The following is a 21,327-nucleotide window of genomic DNA, read 5'->3' as shown; positions in this document are numbered from 1 at the left end:
ATATTCACGCTTTTTCGATCTTCACATAATCTTCAAAAAATAAAAATGTTTTTTTCAGATAAAACACACATATTCCTTTCATTACTGGCATAAAATGTAAATAACAAGTAAACATTGATAAGTGATTAAAGAAAGGAGTTTTTTATGAAAGTAACGGCAATCAGGACATCCTATAATCGGTATTATTATCAAAAGAATGAAGCAAGTATAATAACCAGAGCAAATCAGACTGTTAGCAAAGATATTAAACTTATTGAGACGACCCAAACGAATACATATCAGACTCCTGTTATAAATAACAGTGCTGAGTATGTAAAAAATGCATATCAGGTATCTTTTAAGCCATTCGATTTGATACAAAATTTGCAGGAGGCATAATGGTTACATTTAAAATATCATATAGTGAGACTTTCAGTGTCCCTTATACTAAGAATGCCAGAAAAGCTTATAAGCCTTTCTGGCATTCTTAGATGTATTATAGATTAAATCCAAAATAGTGTACTGCATTATTATAAGAAATATTTTGTACCATTTGACTGAGAGCTTTCATGTCATTTGGATATTCTCCATTTTCTACCCAATTTCCGAACAACTCACATAAAATTCTTCTAAAGTATTCATGCCTGGTATAGGATAAGAAGCTTCTTGAGTCAGTCAGCATACCGATGAAGTTTCCAAGTAAACCTAAATTAGCAAGCGATATCATTTGTTCCGTCATTCCTGTTTTATTGTCATTAAACCACCATGCAGAACCTTGTTGTATCTTTCCAATAGCGGAAGAATCCTGAAAACAACCAAGAATCGTTCCAATAGATGCATTGTCATTTGGATTGAGACTATAAAGAATGGTCTTAGGCAATTCATCCGTTGCATTTAAGGCATTTAAAAAATCAGCCATTTGTGCAGATGGTGCAAAATTATTAATACAGTCAAATCCAGTATCAGGTCCTAGCTGGTTAAAGCGAAATACATTGTTATCACGCTTACAGCCATAATGAAGCTGCATTGCCATGTTTCGTCTTTGGTATTCTCGACCCATGAATATCATAAATGCAGTCTTAAACTGTAATTCTTCTTCTCTGGAAATGGAAGTCCCACTTACTCTTTTTGCAAAGATAGCTTCTATTTGAGCCTCTGTGGCCGGTTGGTACATAACATATTCCAAAGCATGGTCAGTAGCCTTGCAGCCCATTGATGTAAAGAAATCAAGTCGGTTGACAAGTGCCTTTTTCAAAGAAGCAAAGTCGCTTACCATAATGCAGCTTGCAGTACTAAGCTTGGTCAAATAATCAAGATAATCAGGCTTTTCAATATTCATAGCTTTGTCAGGTCTCCAGGCCGGAAGAACCTGTACATCAAAGCTGGTATCCTCAGCAATGAGTTTGTGCCATTCCAAGGAATCAACCGGATCGTCCGTTGTACAAATCAAAGTTACTCCAGATTGTTTAATTAAATTACGAACACTCATAGAATTCTCTTGCAATTTCTCGTTGCATAAACTCCATACCTCTTCCGCCGTTTGACCGTTTAAATGTCCGGTATAGCCAAAATATCGCTGAAGTTCTAAATGACTCCAATGGTACAATGGGTTGCCAATTGCTTTTTCAAGTGTTTCAGCCCATTTCTGAAATTTATCACGGTCAGAAGCATCTCCGGTAATGTATTTTTCTTCAATTCCATTAGAACGCATCTGACGCCATTTATAATGATCACCGCCAAGCCATACCTGAGTAATATTCTCAAATTTTCTATCCTCTGCAATTTCTCTTGGATTAATGTGGCAGTGGTAGTCTAAAACGGGCATTTTTGCAGCATAATCGTGATAAAGCGTCTGCGCAGTTTGAGTAGAAAGTAAAAAATTATTGTCCATAAATTGTTTCATTAACAAATCCTCCTGTAAATGAGAAAGCATTAGCTTTCTATATTATATTAAAAGCGTGTGGTACCACGTTTTACAATATCAGCCGAAAACATCGTTTTTGCAGGTACATTATTTCCTGAAAACACTCTCATTAAAGTTGTAACAGCATTGATGCATGCAGTTTCTACCTTGTTATCAACAGAGGTTAACTCTGGCTCGCAGCACTGTGCCATAATGGAATTATTATAACCAATGATACTTAAATCATCAGGAACAGATAAGCTACAGGCTTTGGCATATTTTAATGCACTGACAGCAAGACTGTCATCAGAAGTTACGACTGCATCAAAGTTAAAGCCGTCTTGATTTAATTTGATTAGGTAGTTCTTAGCTTCATGAATGGTTCCAAAGCATTGTTTGATATATGTCTCATCTAAATTCATCCCGCCTTTTAAAATCGCTGCCTTATAGCCTTCTAATTTCCTTATTCCACTATAAGAAAGTGAATGAAATAAGTACATAATCTGCTTTCTGCCGGATTGAATAAGTGAAGTTACACTGTCATAGACGGCCTGATAATCATCGCAAACCGTGCTGTAAATATTAGCACCTTCCAAACTACCATTAATCAGTATGACAGGTGCCTCTTTTGAGGCATCATAGATGTATTTATTATTTTTGTCGTTAGGCTCTATAAAGCTCGATCCAATTAAAATAACAGCGTCAACCCGCTTGGATAATAGGAGCTTTAAGTATTTTTCCTTTGTTGCAAGCTGATAGCCGGTACAACAAAGAATGGAATCATAGTCATTTTGTCTAAGCTCACGTTCCAGATAATAAATGGCATCTGCAAGATAAGGATCAGAGGAATCAGGACACATGATTCCAATTGTCTGCATGGTATTAAGACCAAGCCCTCGGGCAAAAGCATTTGGAGTGTATCCATATTCATCTATTACGGTAAGAACCTTTTGCTTGGTCTTTTCACTTACATTTGAATTTCCGTTAATCACTCTTGAAACAGTGGCAATGGAAACCCCAGCAGCCTTTGATACATCGTAAATATTCATGCTAATCCACCTTTGCGTTATTGTAAATACTTACAACAAATTTAAAGTTATTATACAATGAAAAATTTAAAAATTCAATAATAATTGAAGAATTATATAAAATTTGTTTTATATGTATCATGATATAAGTAATAATATTGAAATTAAGAAAGATTTGATTGACTTAAATAATAAAAGAATGTAAAATACAAATGTAAGTACTTACAGGAATTGTATCGTATTATTGAGAAAAACAATTCATAGATAAGTAAGGAACAAACTAGAAACGATTATGGATAGCCATAATAAGTGAAGAATATCATGAGGTGAAAATATGGAATTATTAAGTAAAAAGATTTCAAAAGCAGTAGAAAGACCAGTTAAAGTTCTTCAGTTTGGAGAAGGTAATTTTTTAAGAGCATTTGTGGATTACATATTTGATGTAACGAATGAAAAAACGGATTTTGACGGCGGAATTGTTATTGTTAAACCAATTGAGTATGGTAATTTGGAAAAATTTCATAATCAGGAATGCCAGTATACTCTTCAGCTTAGAGGCTTTGAGAATGGACAACCTAAGAAAATAACACGCGTGATTACTTCTGTTATGGATGCGGTTGCAGCGATTGAGGATTATGATAAATATGTGGAATATGGCTTATGTGACACATTAAGATTTATTGTTTCAAATACAACAGAGGCTGGCATCGTCTATGATGAGACAGACCAATTTGAGTCATGCCCTCCAAAAACCTATCCCGGAAAGTTAACTAAATTACTTTATCAAAGATTTGAGAAATTTAATGCTGCTAAGGATAAAGGTATTATTGTAATTCCTTGTGAATTGATTGCAGATAATGGCATCGAGCTTAAAAAATGCATCATGCAATTTGTTGAACTTTGGGAGTTGGGAGATGACTTTAAGAAATGGATTGACAGTGCATGTTCTTTCTGCCCTACTTTGGTTGACCGAATTGTTCCGGGATACCCAAGAGAGGAAGCAGAGGAGCTTTGCAAGGAATTTGGATATGAGGATCAATTAATTGATACAGCAGAAACCTTTGGACTTTGGGTAATTGAAAGCGATTTAAATCTGTCTCTTAATGCGTTAAGAAAAGAGCTTCCATTCGAAAAAGCAGGTCTTAATGTTGTCTTTACAAAAGATCATCATCCATATAAAGAAAGAAAGGTAAGAATATTAAATGGTTCCCATACTTCCTTTGTATTGGCTTCTTATCTTGCAGGAAATGACATAGTAAAGCAGTCTATGGATGACAAAACAATACGTAAATATATGGAAGAAACCTTATTTGACGAAGTCATTCCTACACTTTCTTTACCAAAGGAGGAATGTATGGAATTTGCCAATGCAGTAATTGAAAGATTTCAAAATCCATTTGTAAAGCATAAATTATTAGATATATCATTAAATTCAGTTTCAAAATGGGAAGCACGCTGTATGCCATCTTTCCTTGGCTATGTAGATAAATTTAATAAGCTGCCGAAATATCTTACTTTTTCCATTGCGGCTTTGATGAGCTTTTATTCGACCCAGGAGGAAGGCGAGGCGAACGGAGGAGTCTGCTTAGTCGGTGAGAGAAATGAGGAGAAATACTATATCCGTGATGACAAGTTTGTTCTTGATTTCTTTAAAGTAAATTCAGCAAAGACTCCAATGGATTTTGCCAAGGCGTATTTAAGTAATACGAAATTTTTTGGCGGAGAGAATTTATCTGAAATAGACGGTCTGGTGGATGCGATTGCTGCCTACCTTGAGGATATCAGAGTAAGAGGGATGAGAGCTGTAGTAGAGGATTTAACCAAATAATATGGCAGACAGGAGGAGCACTATGCAAGAAATTATTAAAATACACCCAAATGACAGTGTTTGTGTTGCATTAAAGCCACTTCCCAAAGGCGGTATCATTCATGTAAACGGACAAAAGGTTATTCTTCTAGAGGATGTGCCTCAGGGACATAAATTCGCGCTTAAGGACATAAAAAAAGGTGAGCCAGTTATGAAATATGGCGCAAGCATCGGACTCGCAAAAGAAGATATTATGGAAGGTGCATGGATTCACACACATAATGTTAGGACAGGGCTTGGCGAGGTTTTAGAATATACCTATCATCCTGAGGTGGTAGAAGAAACGAAAACGGAAGAAGCATTCTTTGACGGGTACAAAAGAAGCAACGGTAAGGTCGGTGTTCGTAATGAAATATGGATTATTCCGACCGTTGGCTGTGTCAATAATGTTGCCACCTCAATTGAGAAGAAGGCACAGCACCTTGTAAAGGGAACAGTGGAAGAAATTGTAGCATTTCCACATCCTTATGGCTGTTCGCAAATGGGAGAGGATCAGGATAATACAAGGAAAATTCTGGCTGATCTTGTCAATCATCCAAATGCAGGCGGTGTTTTGGTATTGGGACTTGGATGTGAAAACAGCAATATTGAAGAGCTTAAGAAATTTATAGGTGAATATGATGAGAATCGTGTTAAATTCTTAGTGGCTCAGGAAAGTGAAGATGAAATTGCAGATGCACTAGAGCTTATTGAAGAACTTTCACAGTATGCTTCTCAATTTAAAAGAGAAAAGATCAGTGCAAAAGAGCTTATCATTGGTATGAAATGCGGAGGTTCGGATGGCTTATCAGGAATTACTGCAAATCCTTGTGTTGGGGCTTTCTCAGATATTTTAATTTCCAAGGGCGGTACGACTATTTTAACAGAAGTACCTGAGATGTTTGGAGCAGAGACAATTTTAATGAATCGCTGTGCGAATGAAGAGCTGTTTCATCAAACAGTCGATTTAATCAATGGTTTTAAGAATTACTTTATAAGCCATAATCAGACCATTTACGAAAACCCATCTCCAGGCAATAAAAAGGGTGGTATTTCTACGCTTGAGGATAAATCACTTGGCTGTACGCAAAAATCAGGCAGTGCCTTAGTAAAAGGTGTATTGCAATATGGCGATACAGTAAAAGAAAAGGGACTTAACCTGCTAAGTGCGCCGGGGAATGATTTGGTTGCGTCTACTGCGTTGAGTGCTGCAGGAGCGCATATTGTATTATTTACAACAGGACGCGGAACCCCATTTGCCTCTCCGGTACCTACGGTTAAAATTTCTAGTAATTCATTACTTGCTGGTAATAAGGGGAATTGGATCGACTTTAATGCAGGCCGGTTGGTAGAAGATAAAGACATGGAGCAGTTATCAAAAGACTTATTTGAGTATGTACTGGCAGTAGCTTCTGGCAAGAAAGTAAAAGCAGAGGAAGCAGGCTTTCATGATATGGCTATTTTTAAACAGGGTGTTACATTATAGCAATGGAAATCTAAATTTATTATCATTTTTATAATATGAAAGTTTGCTGTTTTACATTGCTTTCAAAATGGTGGATTTTACTTAATCAATAAGAATCAAGAAGCGTTGCTTAATGCTATTTAATAGTCATTTAGCAGCGCTTCTTTTAAAGCATTAATTACTTAAATTACTTTTTTATTTTCACTTTCATAACAAAGCTATCTTTACTATAAACCCTCTTTATGATAGGAGCAGCAGGCTTAGTTACTTTCTCCCACCTTGCATAAAGTTTGTAATCTTGTTTACTTTTCTTTTGGATGACTGTAATTTTTGTTGTGAACTTTTTATCGGTGTACCAACCTTTAAAAATATATCCTTTTCTTGTAGGTGCATATAGCTTTATCCTTTTGTTATAATATGCGTATTGATTTTTGGCATTGTTGGTTCCACCATTTAATTTGTAAGTAATTTTATAGCCCACTCTGATTTTGCAAATAGCCTTAATACTATTATTATCATTTGATATGGCAGTAACAGTGGCATAACCATAAGCCTTTCCGGCTACATTACCGTTTTCGTCTACGGTTGCAACTTTTGGTTTATTGCATGTCCAGGTAATGGAAGGGTTGGTAGCATCTTGAGGACTAACGGCAGCAGTTAGTTTTTCTGTGCATCCTTTTGCAACGTTAAGTGTTGTGTAAGGGAACGTAATTGAGGTTACGCGAACTTCATTTGATTCTACGGCTATCATACAGGTTGCACTTATATTGCTGCCATCATTAGCAGTTGCAGTAATCACAGTATTTCCCTCAGCCAAAGCCTGTATGGATCCATTTGGGTCAACAACTGCCACAGCCTCATTGGAGGAGAACCAGCTAAGCGTTTTATTACTTGCATTATCAGGAGTAACAGAACTGTTTATAGTTAACGATTCTCCGATCTTAAGAGTAGCGGCATTTGTAGAAAAGCTAATAGCGGTTACCAAAACACTAGAAGGGGTAATTGGTTTTACAGCGCCAATATAGGAAATATCACCTGCTCCATTGCTAGAAAGAAAGCTTGATGAGACAGGGCACATATAATCGCCATAGTGAATCGTTCCATCTGCATTTCTGGTGTAGCTGTCAGGAGTCGTTACACTGACAAAATCATTAGCTGTTATCGTGTCATTACCATCGCTAAAGAAATAGGAATTCACAACATTACCGGAGATATAATCACCCTTTGTATCTACGTCGTAGTCGCTTCGATAGGAAATATTATTGGTAAATATTCCTTGTTGCGAAGCTGTCTTATATGGATTGAGCCGGAATATGTAGTTATATCTATCATTATTAACTGAGGTACAATTTGTAATAGTAAGTACGCCTGTGTTGAAATTATCGGTGAAGCCGTCCAAGCCATTAGAAAATGCCAGACAGCCTGTTACAATATGGTCAACGGCATAACCTTCACCTCCTAACTTAAATCCATTGTTTCCGTTTTTATAGGCAATACAGTTTTGTATAGTAATTGGTTCGTTTTTTGCATCCCCCAACTTGTTAAATAAATCCCAACCATCGTCCGCATTTTCGTAGGAAATACATGAATCAAATAGGTTTCCTTTTCCAACGCCTAATTTGGCAGCAAAGCCATCTGCGTTAATACCGGAAGCATCAACATTTTGAAAGGAAGTACATTTTGTTATGGTATTGTTTTCAGGCCAGGTCAAAGGGTCAGTGTCAGAGCCCATACCAAGTTGAAAGCCTGTATCCTCATTACCGTAAAACGTACAGCTATCAAAGGTATTATGATTTCCATAAACTCGGATGCCGGCAGAGTTTGATCCTGTAATTGCGATGCCCTTAAAGTTTAAATAACTTGCTTTAACATATGAATTACCACGAAAGATTACGTTTTCGCCATTATAAGCGGTCAATGTCTTTGTGCCACCTGAGCTTCCAGAGTAGATACTCTCAACTTCAAGTGGACCATAGATTCCTTCCCTAAGATAGATTGTGTGACCCTCTGCTATGTAATGAAGTGCAGTATCCATATCAAGTGGTGAATCTATATCTCCCGTTGCAGTGCTTGTACCATTTACGGATACAAATAGGTCCTTTTGATAAGCTTCATTTCTTGTTACGGTAAAGCTGTCAGTTTTAGAGACGTCACTTGAAATGTAATTGATTTCAAAGCTTGTAGTATCTTTTGTCAGGGTAGTTGGAAGCTCATATATTTCACCTGCTGTTACATTTCCTGCTGGCTCTATTACAGAACCATCCTGTGTGATTGAAACAATGCCATCAAAGTTGGCACGAAATGCTACGGTATAATTGCTTGAGCTTGTTGTTTGATTCGATAGATTTATAAAGGATAAATCATATGAATCAGGCACAAAATTGCATGGAGAGGTATTGGCATCTGAGGTTTCAAGATAAATATCGGTAAAAGTTACTTTTGCGTTACGGGAAGCGAAGAAGCCAATGTACATTGTATCTTTATCAATAATGGCTAGACGATCGGCATCATCAATGCTGCCACTGGATGAATTTCCTTTTGCATCTGTGTAAGTAGTAACAAAACCGTTATCGTTTCTTTCCAGTCGAAGAGTAATGAAGTCATTGCTATCATAGGATTCACCGTTAGCAGGCGTTATGTCTGTAGTTACTTTTCTGGATTTATCCGTGTTTATTTGAGCGAATTTAGTAGAGCTATAAGAAATATGTGCATTGCCATAAGGATAAAAGACACCATTTCTTTGATACGATACAAGATTAAGCGGAGTATTTGTATCCTTAGCATTTGCCAAAACCATAGTAACGGCTGAGTTAGAAGCAGCAGGAAGTTCTTCATAGCCCTCTGCCATAGGATTTTGTCTGGCAGCACCGATGACATCTCTTGCCATAACGCCAACAGCCTCTTGCTTACTCGGTGTTGTGCCGTTTTCAGGACCAAATTGATTAATAAATACTTTGGCTTCCAATACAAAGTTTTTGTTCGTTGGAAGTGCTGTGTAGTAAAAGGTTAAACCATCATGTGCATTAGCAATTTTGCCTCCGCGGCTTTCTATCACAACAGCATCCTTAGTTTCAGAAACAGCATTTGTATCGGTTGAGTCAATAACACTAATTTGTGTCTCAGTTGCATATTGAGTACCGATTTTTTCTGGTAAAATCGTTGATTGAAAGTCTAAATCAGTAGATTGACCAAAGGTGATGCCTTGCCAGGTATAATTACTGGCTTCGTTTGCAGAACTCGAAGTTGTCGAGCTCACAGCGGTAACAGTTTGATCATCCATTAGATTAGCCGGCTTTTCTTCTAAACTTTGTGCTGATTGTGCAGTTTCAGTAACAGACGCATTGTTATCTTCTGATTCGGTTCCGGTTATATTTGTTGTTTCATCCATATTGAGATCCCCTTCAATTAAAGAACTACTTTCTATTGTAGAAGTTTTATTGGAAGAACAATTGTAAACGTTTGCAATTTTTATTACAGAATATGACGCTAATGTTGTAAAACCAGTGTTAGAAAACATAACAGTACTGGCAAGAAGCATGGCTAAAGTTTTAGAAAATACTTTTTTCAATTCTATTCCCCCTATGTTTCACCCTTATTAATAGTTACTTAACTTTGATAATTATCATTAAAAATGATAGCACTTTAACAATGACATGTAAACGTTTGCAGGCTATAAAAATAAAAACTACTAAAATGCATAATAATTTAATAAAAAATTGTACAATATATACAAATTAATTTCTGACTATTTAAAAATGAAAGTTGAATTGTAAGAGAACAAAGCACGTTCTTTTATAATTAAAAAACATTAGTCTTGTAAAGTCATAAAGCAAATTTTGAGAGGTGAGCCAAATTTTCTTAACAGGGTAAAAAAAATAATGTACCTCTGGCAAAAGGTACATTATCATTTAGGACAATAGAACTTGGCAAAATTCTATTGATATGCTCCATAATATGAAATGGGTTAACATAGTATGGAGCATAGGTATTAAAATCTATTCCAATTCAAAGAAATGTAAATCTTTGAACTAAAATCATAAAAGTATAAAAACTATCTTTGAACTCTTCCTGAAGCATCTCCACCGGCTAAGGTATCAACTTCTTTTCTTGATACGAGGTTGAAATCTCCTGGAATTGTATGCTTAAGAGCAGAAGCAGCTACACCGTATTCAAGAGCAGCCTTGAAGTCTTTACCGTCCACTAATCCGCAGATTACACCTGCTGCAAATGAGTCACCACCGCCTACACGGTCTACAATTGGATGTATGCTGTATTCCTTTGAATGATAGAATTCTTTTGTTTCTCCTTTGTAAATACAAGCTGACCAGCCATTATCAGACGCTGAGTGGCTTACTCTTAATGAACTGATTGCATATTTAAATCCAAATTTAGCTACCATTTGTTCAAAAATATCTTTGTATCCGGCTAACTCAAGATCTCCGCTTGTAACATCAGTATTTCCAGGCTTGAAGCCTAATACTAATTCTGCATCCTCTTCATTTCCGATACAAACATCTACATATTGCATTAAGCTAGTCATTACCTTTTGTGCTTTTTCGGAAGACCACAATTTTTTACGGAAGTTAAGGTCTACAGAAACTGTCACATTATGTCTTTTTGCTGCTTTAAGAGCTTCTTCAGTCAAAAGTGCAGCAGAATCAGAAACAGCAGGAGTAATTCCGGTAAAATGGAACCAATCAGCTCCTTCAAAAATTTTGTCGAAATCAAAATCTTTAGCAGTTGCAGTTGCGATTGATGCATGTGCTCTGTCATAAACCACTTTCGATGGTCTCATAGAAGAGCCTGATTCTAAGAAGTAAATACCTAGTCTTTCGCCGCATTTTGCGATATTTTTAGTACCTACATTATATTTTCTAAGAGCTGCAACGGCACATTCACCGATTTCATTATCCGGCACAGCCGTAACAAATTCAGCGTCATGTCCATAATTAGCAAGAGAAACAGCAACATTTGCTTCTCCACCGCCGTAATTTACGTCAAATTCATCTGCCTGTATAAATTTCTCATTATTAGGTGTTGATAGTCTTAACATAATCTCACCCATAGTAATAACTTTAGCCATTATTAATTCCTCCATTACATGAATAATCTTGTATTTAACATAATATATCTAAAAAAATCTCTTATTTTTGTACTAAATGTACTGCGAAGCCGCTTAATTCTCCAACAAAGTAAATTGCCTTTAAGTTGCCCTTGTCATCTGTTTTTGCTGTGCTTTCGTCAAACTTAAAACCTTGCATTTCCATATGGAATTTAGCACGTTCGATGTAATTTGTAGCGATTGCAATGTGACCATGAGCGCCAAGGTATGGAGTTTTCATAACTTCAATACCACTTCCTGCAAAAATTGAACTTGAGCCAGCTTTCTTTTCAAAACCAAACATTTTTTCAAAGGAGTTTGCAGTGGAATCAGCCTCAGTCTCATTGGAAGCATTAATTCCCACATGCTTTAATTCAAAGCCTAACATACTTGTTACAGCTTCTTTTGTTAAACGTGTAATTTCATCAAATTTACCAGCTTTTACCAAAGCATCACTTACCATCCAACTGCCGCCGCAAGCAATAATTTTAGGGAAATCCAGATAATTTGTTATGTTATTCGCGTTAATTCCGCCTGTTGGCATGAACTTTATATTTACGTATGGAGCAGCCATTGCTTTAATCATATTGATTCCGCCGGCAGCTTCCGCGGGGAAGAATTTAACAACATCAAGACCTAATTCGATTGCCTGTTCAATATCACTTGGGTTAGAGGTGCCCGGTGTTACAGGAATACCCTTATCAACACAGTATTTTACAATCTTGGGATTTAAGCCTGGGCTGACGATAAATTTGGCACCTGCAGTAACTGCTGCATCCACTTGTTCAATTGTTAATACGGTTCCGGCACCAACTAACATTTCAGGAAAGTCAGTCGTCATAATTTTAATTGCTTCAGCAGCACATGCAGTTCTAAAGGTAACTTCTGCACAAGGAAGACCTCCGTCACATAATGCCTTTGCTAATGGTTTTGCATCCTTTGCATCATCAAGCTTAATAACTGGTACAATACCAATTTTTTGAATTTTTTGTAATATCTCGTTCATTACGATTTCTCCTTTTCATTTTCTAAAAAGTGTAGTATCTTAGCAGAATATGCTGTAATATGAATAAACAGCATCTAACTTAGTTTTGACAGGTATTTAAAACTACGAATACGTATAGCATACCAAAATTGTTATATTCGTAGCATATGTTGTTTCATAATACAAAACCATGTTTCATATAACGATACCATAGTTAAATTATACTATCATTTAATCAGATGTCAAGATAAAACAAAATTTTTGATCAATAATCTTTCACAGAAATAAAACTTACTAGGAAACAAACTTTTAATGAAATAATCATAATTTAAAATTTGAATATAATTATTATGTAGAATTTTAATAGGTTGTCATTTGCCTCAAAGCGTGGTAGAATAACAATGTTTCACAAGGCGGAACGGGTTTCATTATTTCATACCGTAACGATTGACTTAATAATAGAATAAATGAAACATAGCAAAGATGGCAAAATTTATAGGTCTTTGCTTAAAATGGAGGAATATGAATGACTGAAAATACATCAAATAAAAATCCAATCCAATCGGCAGAGAGGATATTTCAAGTGCTGGAAACACTGGCACAAATGGGTCCTATTGGTCTTATGGATTTAAGCAATCATTTAGAGCTTCATAAGAGCACGGCTCATCGATTACTTATGTCACTTATCTACATGGGGTATGCCAGACAGGACGAAGATACGCAAAAGTATATGCTATCTTATAAAATTGTAGGGCTGTCGGGACAGTTATTGGACAAAATTGATATTTTACCCATTGCACACTCTTATATGAAACAATTAGCGGAGCAAAGTCAGGAAACGGTGCATTTGGTTCAAAGAAATGACAATGATATTATATATATTGACAAAGTAGAGTCAAAAGTCAGCTCTATTCGAATGGTATCGCAAATTGGTATGATACATCCCATGTACTGTTCAGGAGTAGGAAAAGCAATATTAGCAACACTGTCAATAGAGGAAGTGACAAAAATATGGAATGCAAGTTTGATTGAGAAGAAAACATCAAAGACTATTGTTTCTTTAGAGGAATTGTTTAAAGTACTTGAAATTGTACGAGAGCGCGGATATGCTATGGATGATGAAGAAAACGAAATTGGTGTTCGATGTATTGCGGCTTGTATTTATGATTATAGAGGAAAGGCAAAATATGCTTTTAGCATTTCAGCTCCAGTTAGCAGAATGGCAGATGAGAGAATTAAGGAACTGTCTAGCCATGTGCTTCAGGTCAAAAATGATTTATCTCTGGCACTTGGTTATCGGGTAAAAAAATAGAAAATGAAAGAAAGAGTTCTACTATGCATAAAGTATTAATAATGTGTATAGTAGATTTTTTATTATAATAAGAAAGACCTCGTTACAAATTTTGGTTGCCACCTGTTCAAAAATCGCATGGAAGGAGGAACATACAATGAGGCGATTTATAAAAATAGTAGTATTGGTGTTAGTTTCGTCATTTCTTTTGAATGGCTGTTCAATGGAGGAATCAAGCAATGAAAAACTGCGTGATTTAGAATTTACGGTTGTTAGTGAAAGTGATATACCGGAAGAACTTATGAAAATTATAGAAGAAAAGAAAACCAGTGAGTTTAAAATTACATATACAGATAATGAGAGCCTTTATATTTGTGTTGGCTATGGAGAGCAGCAGACCGGAGGCTATAGCATTGCAGTTAATGATTTATACTTAACAAGCAATGCCATTTATATTGATACAAATTTGATTGGACCGTCAAAGGATGAGAAAATCAGCGAAGGTCTGTCCTATCCTTATGTGGTAGTAAAAACAGAATATATAGACAAAAATGTTGTTTTTGAATAAAATAGTAATTATAAGACACAAATGAAGGAGTGATAACTTGATAAAGACAAATGCTATGAGAATATTAGAAAAGGCTGATATTCCTTTTGACACGAAAGAATATGAAGTGGATGAGAATGATTTATCCGGAGAGCATATTGCTAATCAGCTTGGTCTTGATTGTCAGCAGGTTTTTAAAACATTGGTTGCAAAAGGTGACAAAAATGGGATTATGGTATTTTGCATTCCTGTAAATGAAGAATTAGATTTTAAGAAAGCTTCTGCACTGACAAAGGATAAGAAAATTGAAATGGTGCATGTAAAAGAGCTGTTGGGATTGACAGGTTATATAAGAGGAGGCTGTTCTCCAATTGGGATGAAGAAGAAATTTCCGACTTATCTTGATGAGACAATAATCCTTTTTGATTTTATATATGTGAGTGCAGGAATAAGAGGGGCACAGATTATTATAAAGCCAGATGATTTAATCGCATTTACACAAGCGCAGACAGCAAATCTAGTAAAATAAGAAAAGAGAGCCATTGCAAAACTAATTGTATTAGGTTAGTTTTGTAACAGCTCTTTTTGTTTTTTATTTCATAGAAAAGACCTTGTTGTTAACGCTAAAAGTTTTGTTTCTATGAAATAAAACACATTGAGCACGAATGCATGTGGAAAATATAACTATCTATTTGATACATTGATGGGAGATTAGTTGAATTTAAGTTTTCAATTTTTTATTATTTTATACAAAAAACTATAATATTTGACAAAAAACTAAAAATCCATTCGTGTTGGCTTGAAAAATACAATGAGGTACTCTATAATGAAAATGGAGTATAGAACGTGAATGGGAGGGTGCCATGAAGAAAGTACCGTTTCTTTTTGAACTCATTGTGTTATTGGTCTTATTACTTGTGATACCTACGAGTATTGTTACTTACTACAGCAGCAAAAGTATGCTCAAATATTCAGAAGAAGAGATAGCAGAATCGGCAATGGCTAGGCTGGAATCAAACAGCGATTTAATTGAACTTGTATTAAATAATACAGTAAGAAATGTTTTACAGATAGTAAAGGGAAGTACTTTTAACACCCTAAGGGATGCAAATACATATACAATTTTAAATCATGATTACGATAATATCAGTAAAGCTTTTGTGATCGTCGATGCATTGAATGAAATTGTAAATAATAATACAGCGGTACATTCTGCATTTTTTTATTTAGACGATGCGGACTATTTAGTATCAACTGATAAAGGAATTGTCAGATTGGATTCCTATGAGAGTATTGACTGGCTTACCAAAGCTCAAGAGCAAATGTCAGGTCCAAGCGGATTGTGGTATCCCAGAATATTAACTTCACAGTCGGTGAAGGATACGGAGAATGGTGATATGCAGGAAATGGAAGTCATTTCTTATGTATATCGGCTTAGTAAGCTTGTTACGGCAACAAAGGGAACCATTGTTATCAATGTTTCAGAGGATGAGATTTGTAAATATTTAAATTCTAGCCGCTTTGGAACCGAAATGGATGGGATGCTGATTGATAAAAATGGCATTGTGATTTCGGATGTGGATAAGAGTAAGCTTTTTAAGGAGTTAGAAGATGAAGCACATATCAAAGACATGCTAAATAGCGGGAATAATTCGGGTTTTGAGTACGTAAGCAACAGCAAAGAGAAGATGTTATATACTTATTATCGGACGTCTTTCAACGACTGGACCTATGTAGCCAAATATCCGATGGCCAAGCTGATGGCAAAATCGTACAATATGAGAACGAGATATACATTGCTGACCATTATCATTATTATAGTGGGAACCATGCTTGCTATTTTTGCTGCCTCAAGATTTTCAAAACCGATGAGACAATTAATCAAGGATTTAAAAAGTAGGGAGGGCGTCGAATACAACCGGAGTAAAAATGACTTAACCTTTATTGCAAATGCATTTTCTCAAATCCAAAAGCAGGAGGAAAATCTGCATAAGCTCTTAAAAGAGAGAGAGGAAGAGACGAAAAATTTAGCTCTTAACAATTTGATGATGGGTGAAATTACAAATGAAACAGAGTTGAATGAAATAAAAAAACTGTTTCCATACAATCACTATATTGTAGCGCTGGCTTCCGTGGATAACATGAAAGCTTATTTGCATGAAACAAACCATGATATTAGAAGTTATCAAAGATATGTTTTATTTGAGAAAATTGAAAGAAGCTTTCCAGATGGTTATAAGGTCAGTTGTGTACGCTATATTGGCGGTATGCTTGGAATTATTATTAACATGAAAGAATATGATCATAGTAAGGTTCCAAGAACAATTGGTAATGTTTTAACTATATTAAAAAATGAAGCTGCTCAGGTAATGGGATATACCATTACGATTGGTGTGAGTGCGGTTCATAATAATTATGAAGGAATTAAGGATTGCACGTCAGAGGCTTCAGAGGCTGTTAAAAGTCGGCTGGTAGAAGGCCGCAACAGCATTATATTTTGGAAATCCAAGAACAATGAGAAGATAAAATATCATTATTCCTATAATAGTGAAAAAAAGATATTAAATTATTTAAATACGGGAGATAAGAATAGTATTGAGCAAGAATTAAAGATGATGATAAATGAGATTAAGAGTTTTCCTAACGTTTCAAATGACAATATTGTATTTATCTTTAACCAGTTAGCAGGAGCTACTGTCAAATATATGGCAGAACATAATATGAATACAAATAGATTGGTTGGACATAACAGCAATATTTATTCTAATATAGCTGAATTTGATACTCTCGAAGAAATTGAAGCTTATTTAAATGACTTGTATCGGGCAATTATTGAAAGCTCTTCCCAAGATCATGACATGAATGAAGTCAGATATTGGGAGCAGATTATGAAGTATATTAATAAGCATTATAAGGAGGAAATTGTTTTTGAGGAATTGGCAGAGAAGATAGGAATCAGTTATTCTTATTTAAGAAAACTTGTGAAAGAGGAAACGGGTAAAAGCTTAATGGATAATGTCAATCTATTAAGGATAGAAGAAGTCAAGCGCTTGCTGCTTCATTCCAATTTAAATATATCCCAGATAGCAATTGAGGTTGGATATCGTAATGTTCAAAGTGTCAACCGATTTTTTAAAAAATATGAAGGAGTGTCTCCAAGTGATTTTAAAAATAATCAATAAAACATCAGTATATACCGAATGCCTAAAGATAGTAATTACATTAACCCATACAATTTGTTGAAATAGCACAAACTGTATGGGTATTTTTTTGATTAATTCGAATCGTTTTTGATTATAAATAGATAAAAAAGAGTGAAATAATAGATTGTAAAACAAGTAAGATTAATCAATAAATTAAAAAAAAAGCAGTAAAATCCAAGGTTTTATTAGTGTCAAAAATGATGGTATGTATCAAAAATGATGATTTACAAAAGCATTACTGCCAATTATAGTGTGTTTAATTGAGCATGTGAAGATGCACAATAGGAAAACAAAACAGGAGGAGCAGATTATGAAGAGTGCCGGTTGGGTAAAGGATGGAATAAATACAAAAAGAACAAAGCCGTTAGGAACAAATAAGCATGGTGCTTTGTTCTATTTAAAGAGAGATTGGCAATTGTATCTACTATTACTGATTCCATTGGTATTTGCTTTGATTTTTAAATATGGCTCAATGGCAGGTCTTGTGATTGCATTTAAGGACTACAAAATACTCAAAGGTTTTGCAGGAAGCAAGTGGGTAGGTTTTCAGGTATTTGAAAAGGTTTTTGCTATGAGAGATTTTGGCAAATCAGTCAGAAATACGTTATTGCTGAATGGCTTGACACTTATATTTGGTTTTCCGATGCCAATTTTGTTAGCTTTACTGCTAAATGAAATCAAAAATAAGTATTTTAAGAGTATCACGCAGACATTACTTTATTTACCACACTTTTTATCTTTTGTCATCATTGGAGCTATTGCCTACCAGATATTTGGGCAGGCATCCGGTATAGTGAATAATCTGATTGAGGCATGCAATGGAACGAGAATACCGTTTTTGCAAGAGGATAACCACTGGCTCATTACCTACGTAGCCATCAGTGTATGGCAAAGTATGGGATGGGGTACGATTATTTATTTGGCCGCAATTACAGGTGTGAATACTGAATTATATGAAGCTGCAACAGTAGATGGCGCAGGAAGATGGGCAAAATGTATCAATATTACTTTGCCATGCATTAAGGGAACCATTGTTACATTATTGATAATGAACTTGGGTAAGATTATGGGCGGTTCCTTTGAAAGTGTATATGCATTGATGAATGTTGCAACTACGAAATTTACAACTACTATTCCTGTCCTAGTATACAACTATGGCATCAAGAGCGGTAAATTCAGCGAGGCAACGGCAATTGGACTGTTTCAGTCGGTGGTTGGACTTATATTGGTATTGGCTGCTGACCGATTTGCAAAGAAGCTTGGCGAAGAAGGTTTACTGTAAGGGAGGACTTAAAGATGGATTCTGCAACAAAAATAATTTTACCAAAAACGAATAAAGCTTGGACAAAGGCGAAAGCAAAAAATCGTGTCATTGATATTTTCATTTATTCATTTATCTTAATTGTTTCGTTAACCTGTGTATTGCCTTTTATACATGTATTGTCTAAATCAATCAGCAGTGAAGCATATGTAATCGCGAACAAAATTATTCTATTACCAAAGGGTATTACCCTGTCAGCCTATAAAAAAATTTTTGCTGATGCAAGTATTATCCGATCTTTTTATGTATCCGTTGTTGTAACCTTTTTGTTTACCATTTTAGGAATGATTATTACGATATGTGCTGCATATCCTCTTTCTAGAAAGCAATTAAAAGGCAGAACGGCTCTGACATTTATATTTATGTTTACCATGTATTTTGCGGGTGGAATTATCCCAGAATACCTTTTAATGAATCAATTAGGCTTATTAGACAGTTGGTCAGCTCTAATTTTACCCTTGGCATTTAGTCCATATAATTTATTAATTATGAAAACATCGCTTCAAAGTTCGATACCAGACAGCTTGATAGAGTCAGCCTATTTAGATGGTGCAGGGCAGATTCGGATTTTAAGAAGTATCGTATTGCCGCTGTCAAAGCCAATCATAGCAACACTATCACTATTTTATGCGGTAGGCAGATGGAACGCTTATCAAGATGCACTGTTTTACATAAAACAAAGAACGGATTTAAGACCTTTACAGCTAAAGCTATATTATCTGGTAGTGGCAGCAACCGAGAGTTTTCAGGCAGCAGTGGAGGGATCCGCGCAGCTAACCAATCCTGAAGTACTAAAGGCTTCTTGTATTATGTTTGCTACAATACCGATTATATGTATTTATCCCTTTGCACAGAAATATTTTGTGCAAGGAACGATGATTGGTTCTGTAAAGGGCTAAGACAGATAGTTCATTAGGTGAATCCTAATACTATATAAAGGTTCTATATAAAAGGAGGTATAAGTATATGAAAAAGATGTTCAAAAAGGCAGCAGCGCTATTCTTAGCGTGTTTCATGGTGACCGTTTCACTTGGTGGGTGTAATAAAAGTGAAACAACGGATGCAACATCAACTGATATCACAAAGGATCAAGCAGCCGAAACCGACAATCAGACAACAGACCAGTCATCAACAGGAGGATATGCAGATTATTCAACAGGCTTTAAGGAAAATGTTAAAATCCAAATTCCTGTTTATGACAGAGCCTTTGAAGGCTTTAATGTAACGGATAACTATTATACACAATGGATACAAAAGGAGTTTGGAGACAAATATAATGTAACGGTTGAATTTGTGTCGATTGGACGAACTACTGAGGTAACCGATTATACGCAAATGCTGGCGGCCGGAACTGCTCCAGATATTATTTTCCACTATGACATGCCGCAGGCATTGGCATATTATGGTGAAGGAGCTATGCAGGAACTGGATTTAGGAGAAATTGCAAACTATGCTCCGACTTATTTTGAAAGCATGGGAGAATCAATTTCAAAATATGGATCAGTTGAGGATAAGCCAACCTTTTTCTTTGCAAAGCGTACGGATGCCTATAACTGGTTGACCTTAATCCGTCAAGATTGGTTGGATAAAGTAAATATGGAAATGCCACATAATTTAGAAGAATATAACGCCGTATTAAAGGCTTGGAAGGATGCCGGCCTTGGCAATGGTGGTGGAAAATTAGAACAAAATAATTTTACCTATGATTATGCGTTTCGTGAATGGCCAATTGACGAAAAGCAGAGGGCATTGTACTCAGACCTTTCAGTGGCAGCACTTCCTTGGCAGCCTACATACGATTTTTTAAAGAATTTAAATTATGAGTATAACAATGGGTTAATCGATCCTGAATTTTACCTAAACACGGATGACGCTGCAACGAAAGCTGATTTTGTAGCTGGTTCATCAGGAGTTTATGCTCTGTATTTGGCAAGCAGTACCGATGTAATCGGCAGTCTGTTGGCAAATGATTCAGATGCAAAGCTGGCAGTTTTAGACCCGGCAGCCATGGTGCCTGAAGGAAAACAGCCCCAGTCAAGAGCTTATTGGCCTTTTGGTATGATTATGGGAATCAATTCCACTACCTCTGATGAAGAAAGAGTGGCTATCTGGATGTATCTTGAGTGGATGAGCCAGCCGGAAAACTTATTTTTTTTACAAAATGGTGTAGAAGGAGAAACCTATACGTTAGATGCAGATGGTCTGGCAGTTAAAAATACGGATTATACTGGTGAATCACAATTATCACAAAACAATAATAAAGATTATTGGTGTCTGGTAACAGAAAGTGCACAATATGACAAGGATGAACTTAATTACAAAGCAAATCTTGCAAATTGGGCTCCCTCTGGGTATGAATATTTAATTGAAGACTCCTATGAATATTTTAATAATTACAAGCAATATATGACAGCCGACGCATTATATTCAGTTGTAGTTGAAAGCGTTGCAGAGTACAAGACAACATTAAATGATTTATGGAAAGAGCTTTATGTGAAATGTGTAATAGCATCGGAGGCTGATTTTGATGCTGTTTACAAGCAGGCGGTAGAAGATTATAATGCAGCAGGATATCAGGATATTCTTGATGAAAAGACGCAGGCAATTGAGGCTGGAAAATACAACTAAATAAAATTATTATTTTACCAATTCATGTAA

Annotated in this window: 15 protein-coding genes; 10 read left to right on the top strand and 5 right to left on the bottom strand. The window is 35.7% G+C overall.

Annotated features, from left to right (window positions below; all coding sequences use genetic code 11):
* Window positions 1–144 precede the first annotated feature (144 nt).
* The gene (locus tag C8E03_RS11855) at window positions 145–378 is read left to right on the top strand and encodes a hypothetical protein (protein WP_094377811.1); all 234 of its coding nucleotides are present in this window, start codon (window positions 145–147) and stop codon (window positions 376–378) included.
* A 97-nt stretch (window positions 379–475) separates the two neighbouring features.
* Here the strand turns inward: C8E03_RS11855 and uxaC are convergent, their stop codons facing one another.
* Together uxaC and C8E03_RS11845 are read right to left on the bottom strand one after the other, a co-directional pair.
* Window positions 476–1,882, bottom strand: a complete 1,407-nt coding sequence (gene uxaC, locus C8E03_RS11850) for a glucuronate isomerase (protein ID WP_110291139.1) — start codon at window positions 1,880–1,882, stop codon at window positions 476–478.
* A 47-nt stretch (window positions 1,883–1,929) separates the two neighbouring features.
* Window positions 1,930–2,931, bottom strand: coding sequence for a LacI family DNA-binding transcriptional regulator (locus C8E03_RS11845; protein WP_110291138.1), 1,002 nt, complete (start codon window positions 2,929–2,931; stop codon window positions 1,930–1,932).
* A 313-nt stretch (window positions 2,932–3,244) separates the two neighbouring features.
* Here C8E03_RS11845 and C8E03_RS11840 point away from each other — a divergent pair, with 313 nt between their 5' ends.
* Together C8E03_RS11840 and C8E03_RS11835 are read left to right on the top strand one after the other, a co-directional pair.
* Complete coding sequence (locus C8E03_RS11840; RefSeq protein ID WP_094377808.1) at window positions 3,245–4,738, top strand: tagaturonate reductase; 1,494 nt, start codon at window positions 3,245–3,247, stop codon at window positions 4,736–4,738.
* A gap of 22 nt (window positions 4,739–4,760) precedes the next feature.
* Window positions 4,761–6,242, top strand: a complete 1,482-nt coding sequence (locus C8E03_RS11835) for a UxaA family hydrolase (RefSeq protein WP_110291137.1) — start codon at window positions 4,761–4,763, stop codon at window positions 6,240–6,242.
* Window positions 6,243–6,408: 166 nt separating this feature from the next.
* Here C8E03_RS11835 and C8E03_RS11830 read toward each other — a convergent pair whose 3' ends face one another.
* The 3 genes from C8E03_RS11830 to C8E03_RS11820 all read right to left on the bottom strand — a co-directional run bounded on the left by C8E03_RS11830 (window position 6,409) and on the right by C8E03_RS11820 (window position 12,328).
* Window positions 6,409–9,789 carry an Ig-like domain-containing protein gene (locus C8E03_RS11830; protein ID WP_110291136.1) on the bottom strand — a complete coding sequence of 1,127 codons (3,381 nt, stop codon included), beginning with the start codon at window positions 9,787–9,789 and terminating at the stop codon, window positions 6,409–6,411.
* A gap of 483 nt (window positions 9,790–10,272) precedes the next feature.
* A complete protein-coding gene (locus tag C8E03_RS11825; protein WP_094377805.1) occupies window positions 10,273–11,304 on the bottom strand; it encodes a sugar kinase in 1,032 nt (343 codons plus the stop codon).
* Between the two features lie 61 nt (window positions 11,305–11,365).
* Window positions 11,366–12,328, bottom strand: a complete 963-nt coding sequence (locus C8E03_RS11820; protein ID WP_094377804.1) for a bifunctional 4-hydroxy-2-oxoglutarate aldolase/2-dehydro-3-deoxy-phosphogluconate aldolase — start codon at window positions 12,326–12,328, stop codon at window positions 11,366–11,368.
* Window positions 12,329–12,833: 505 nt separating this feature from the next.
* On the opposite strand from C8E03_RS11820, the gene C8E03_RS11815 reads away from it, so the two are divergent.
* From C8E03_RS11815 to C8E03_RS11785, 7 genes are all read left to right on the top strand, one after another.
* Entirely contained in the window at window positions 12,834–13,619 is a 786-nt protein-coding gene (locus C8E03_RS11815; protein WP_094377803.1) for an IclR family transcriptional regulator, read from the top strand.
* Window positions 13,620–13,755: 136 nt separating this feature from the next.
* Window positions 13,756–14,166 carry a protease complex subunit PrcB family protein gene (locus C8E03_RS11810; protein WP_094377802.1) on the top strand — a complete coding sequence of 137 codons (411 nt, stop codon included), beginning with the start codon at window positions 13,756–13,758 and terminating at the stop codon, window positions 14,164–14,166.
* Between the two features lie 37 nt (window positions 14,167–14,203).
* On the top strand, window positions 14,204–14,674 hold the full coding sequence (gene ybaK, locus C8E03_RS11805) for a Cys-tRNA(Pro) deacylase (protein WP_094377801.1): 471 nt from the start codon (window positions 14,204–14,206) through the stop codon (window positions 14,672–14,674).
* 334 nt (window positions 14,675–15,008) lie between these two features.
* On the top strand, window positions 15,009–17,327 hold the full coding sequence (locus C8E03_RS11800) for an AraC family transcriptional regulator (protein WP_094377800.1): 2,319 nt from the start codon (window positions 15,009–15,011) through the stop codon (window positions 17,325–17,327).
* A 331-nt stretch (window positions 17,328–17,658) separates the two neighbouring features.
* A complete protein-coding gene (locus tag C8E03_RS11795; RefSeq protein WP_181899252.1) occupies window positions 17,659–18,630 on the top strand; it encodes an ABC transporter permease in 972 nt (323 codons plus the stop codon).
* A 14-nt stretch (window positions 18,631–18,644) separates the two neighbouring features.
* Complete coding sequence (locus C8E03_RS11790) at window positions 18,645–19,568, top strand: carbohydrate ABC transporter permease (protein WP_094377798.1); 924 nt, start codon at window positions 18,645–18,647, stop codon at window positions 19,566–19,568.
* A 67-nt stretch (window positions 19,569–19,635) separates the two neighbouring features.
* Complete coding sequence (locus C8E03_RS11785) at window positions 19,636–21,297, top strand: type 2 periplasmic-binding domain-containing protein (protein WP_110291135.1); 1,662 nt, start codon at window positions 19,636–19,638, stop codon at window positions 21,295–21,297.
* Window positions 21,298–21,327 lie beyond the last annotated feature (30 nt).

Origin of the sequence: Lachnotalea glycerini (genome assembly GCF_003201285.1) — a bacterium.
GTDB classification, from domain to species: domain Bacteria; phylum Bacillota; class Clostridia; order Lachnospirales; family Lachnospiraceae; genus Lachnotalea; species Lachnotalea glycerini.
Note: the sequence above shows the minus strand (reverse complement) of the source record. Positions and strands in the feature narration are given on the sequence as shown.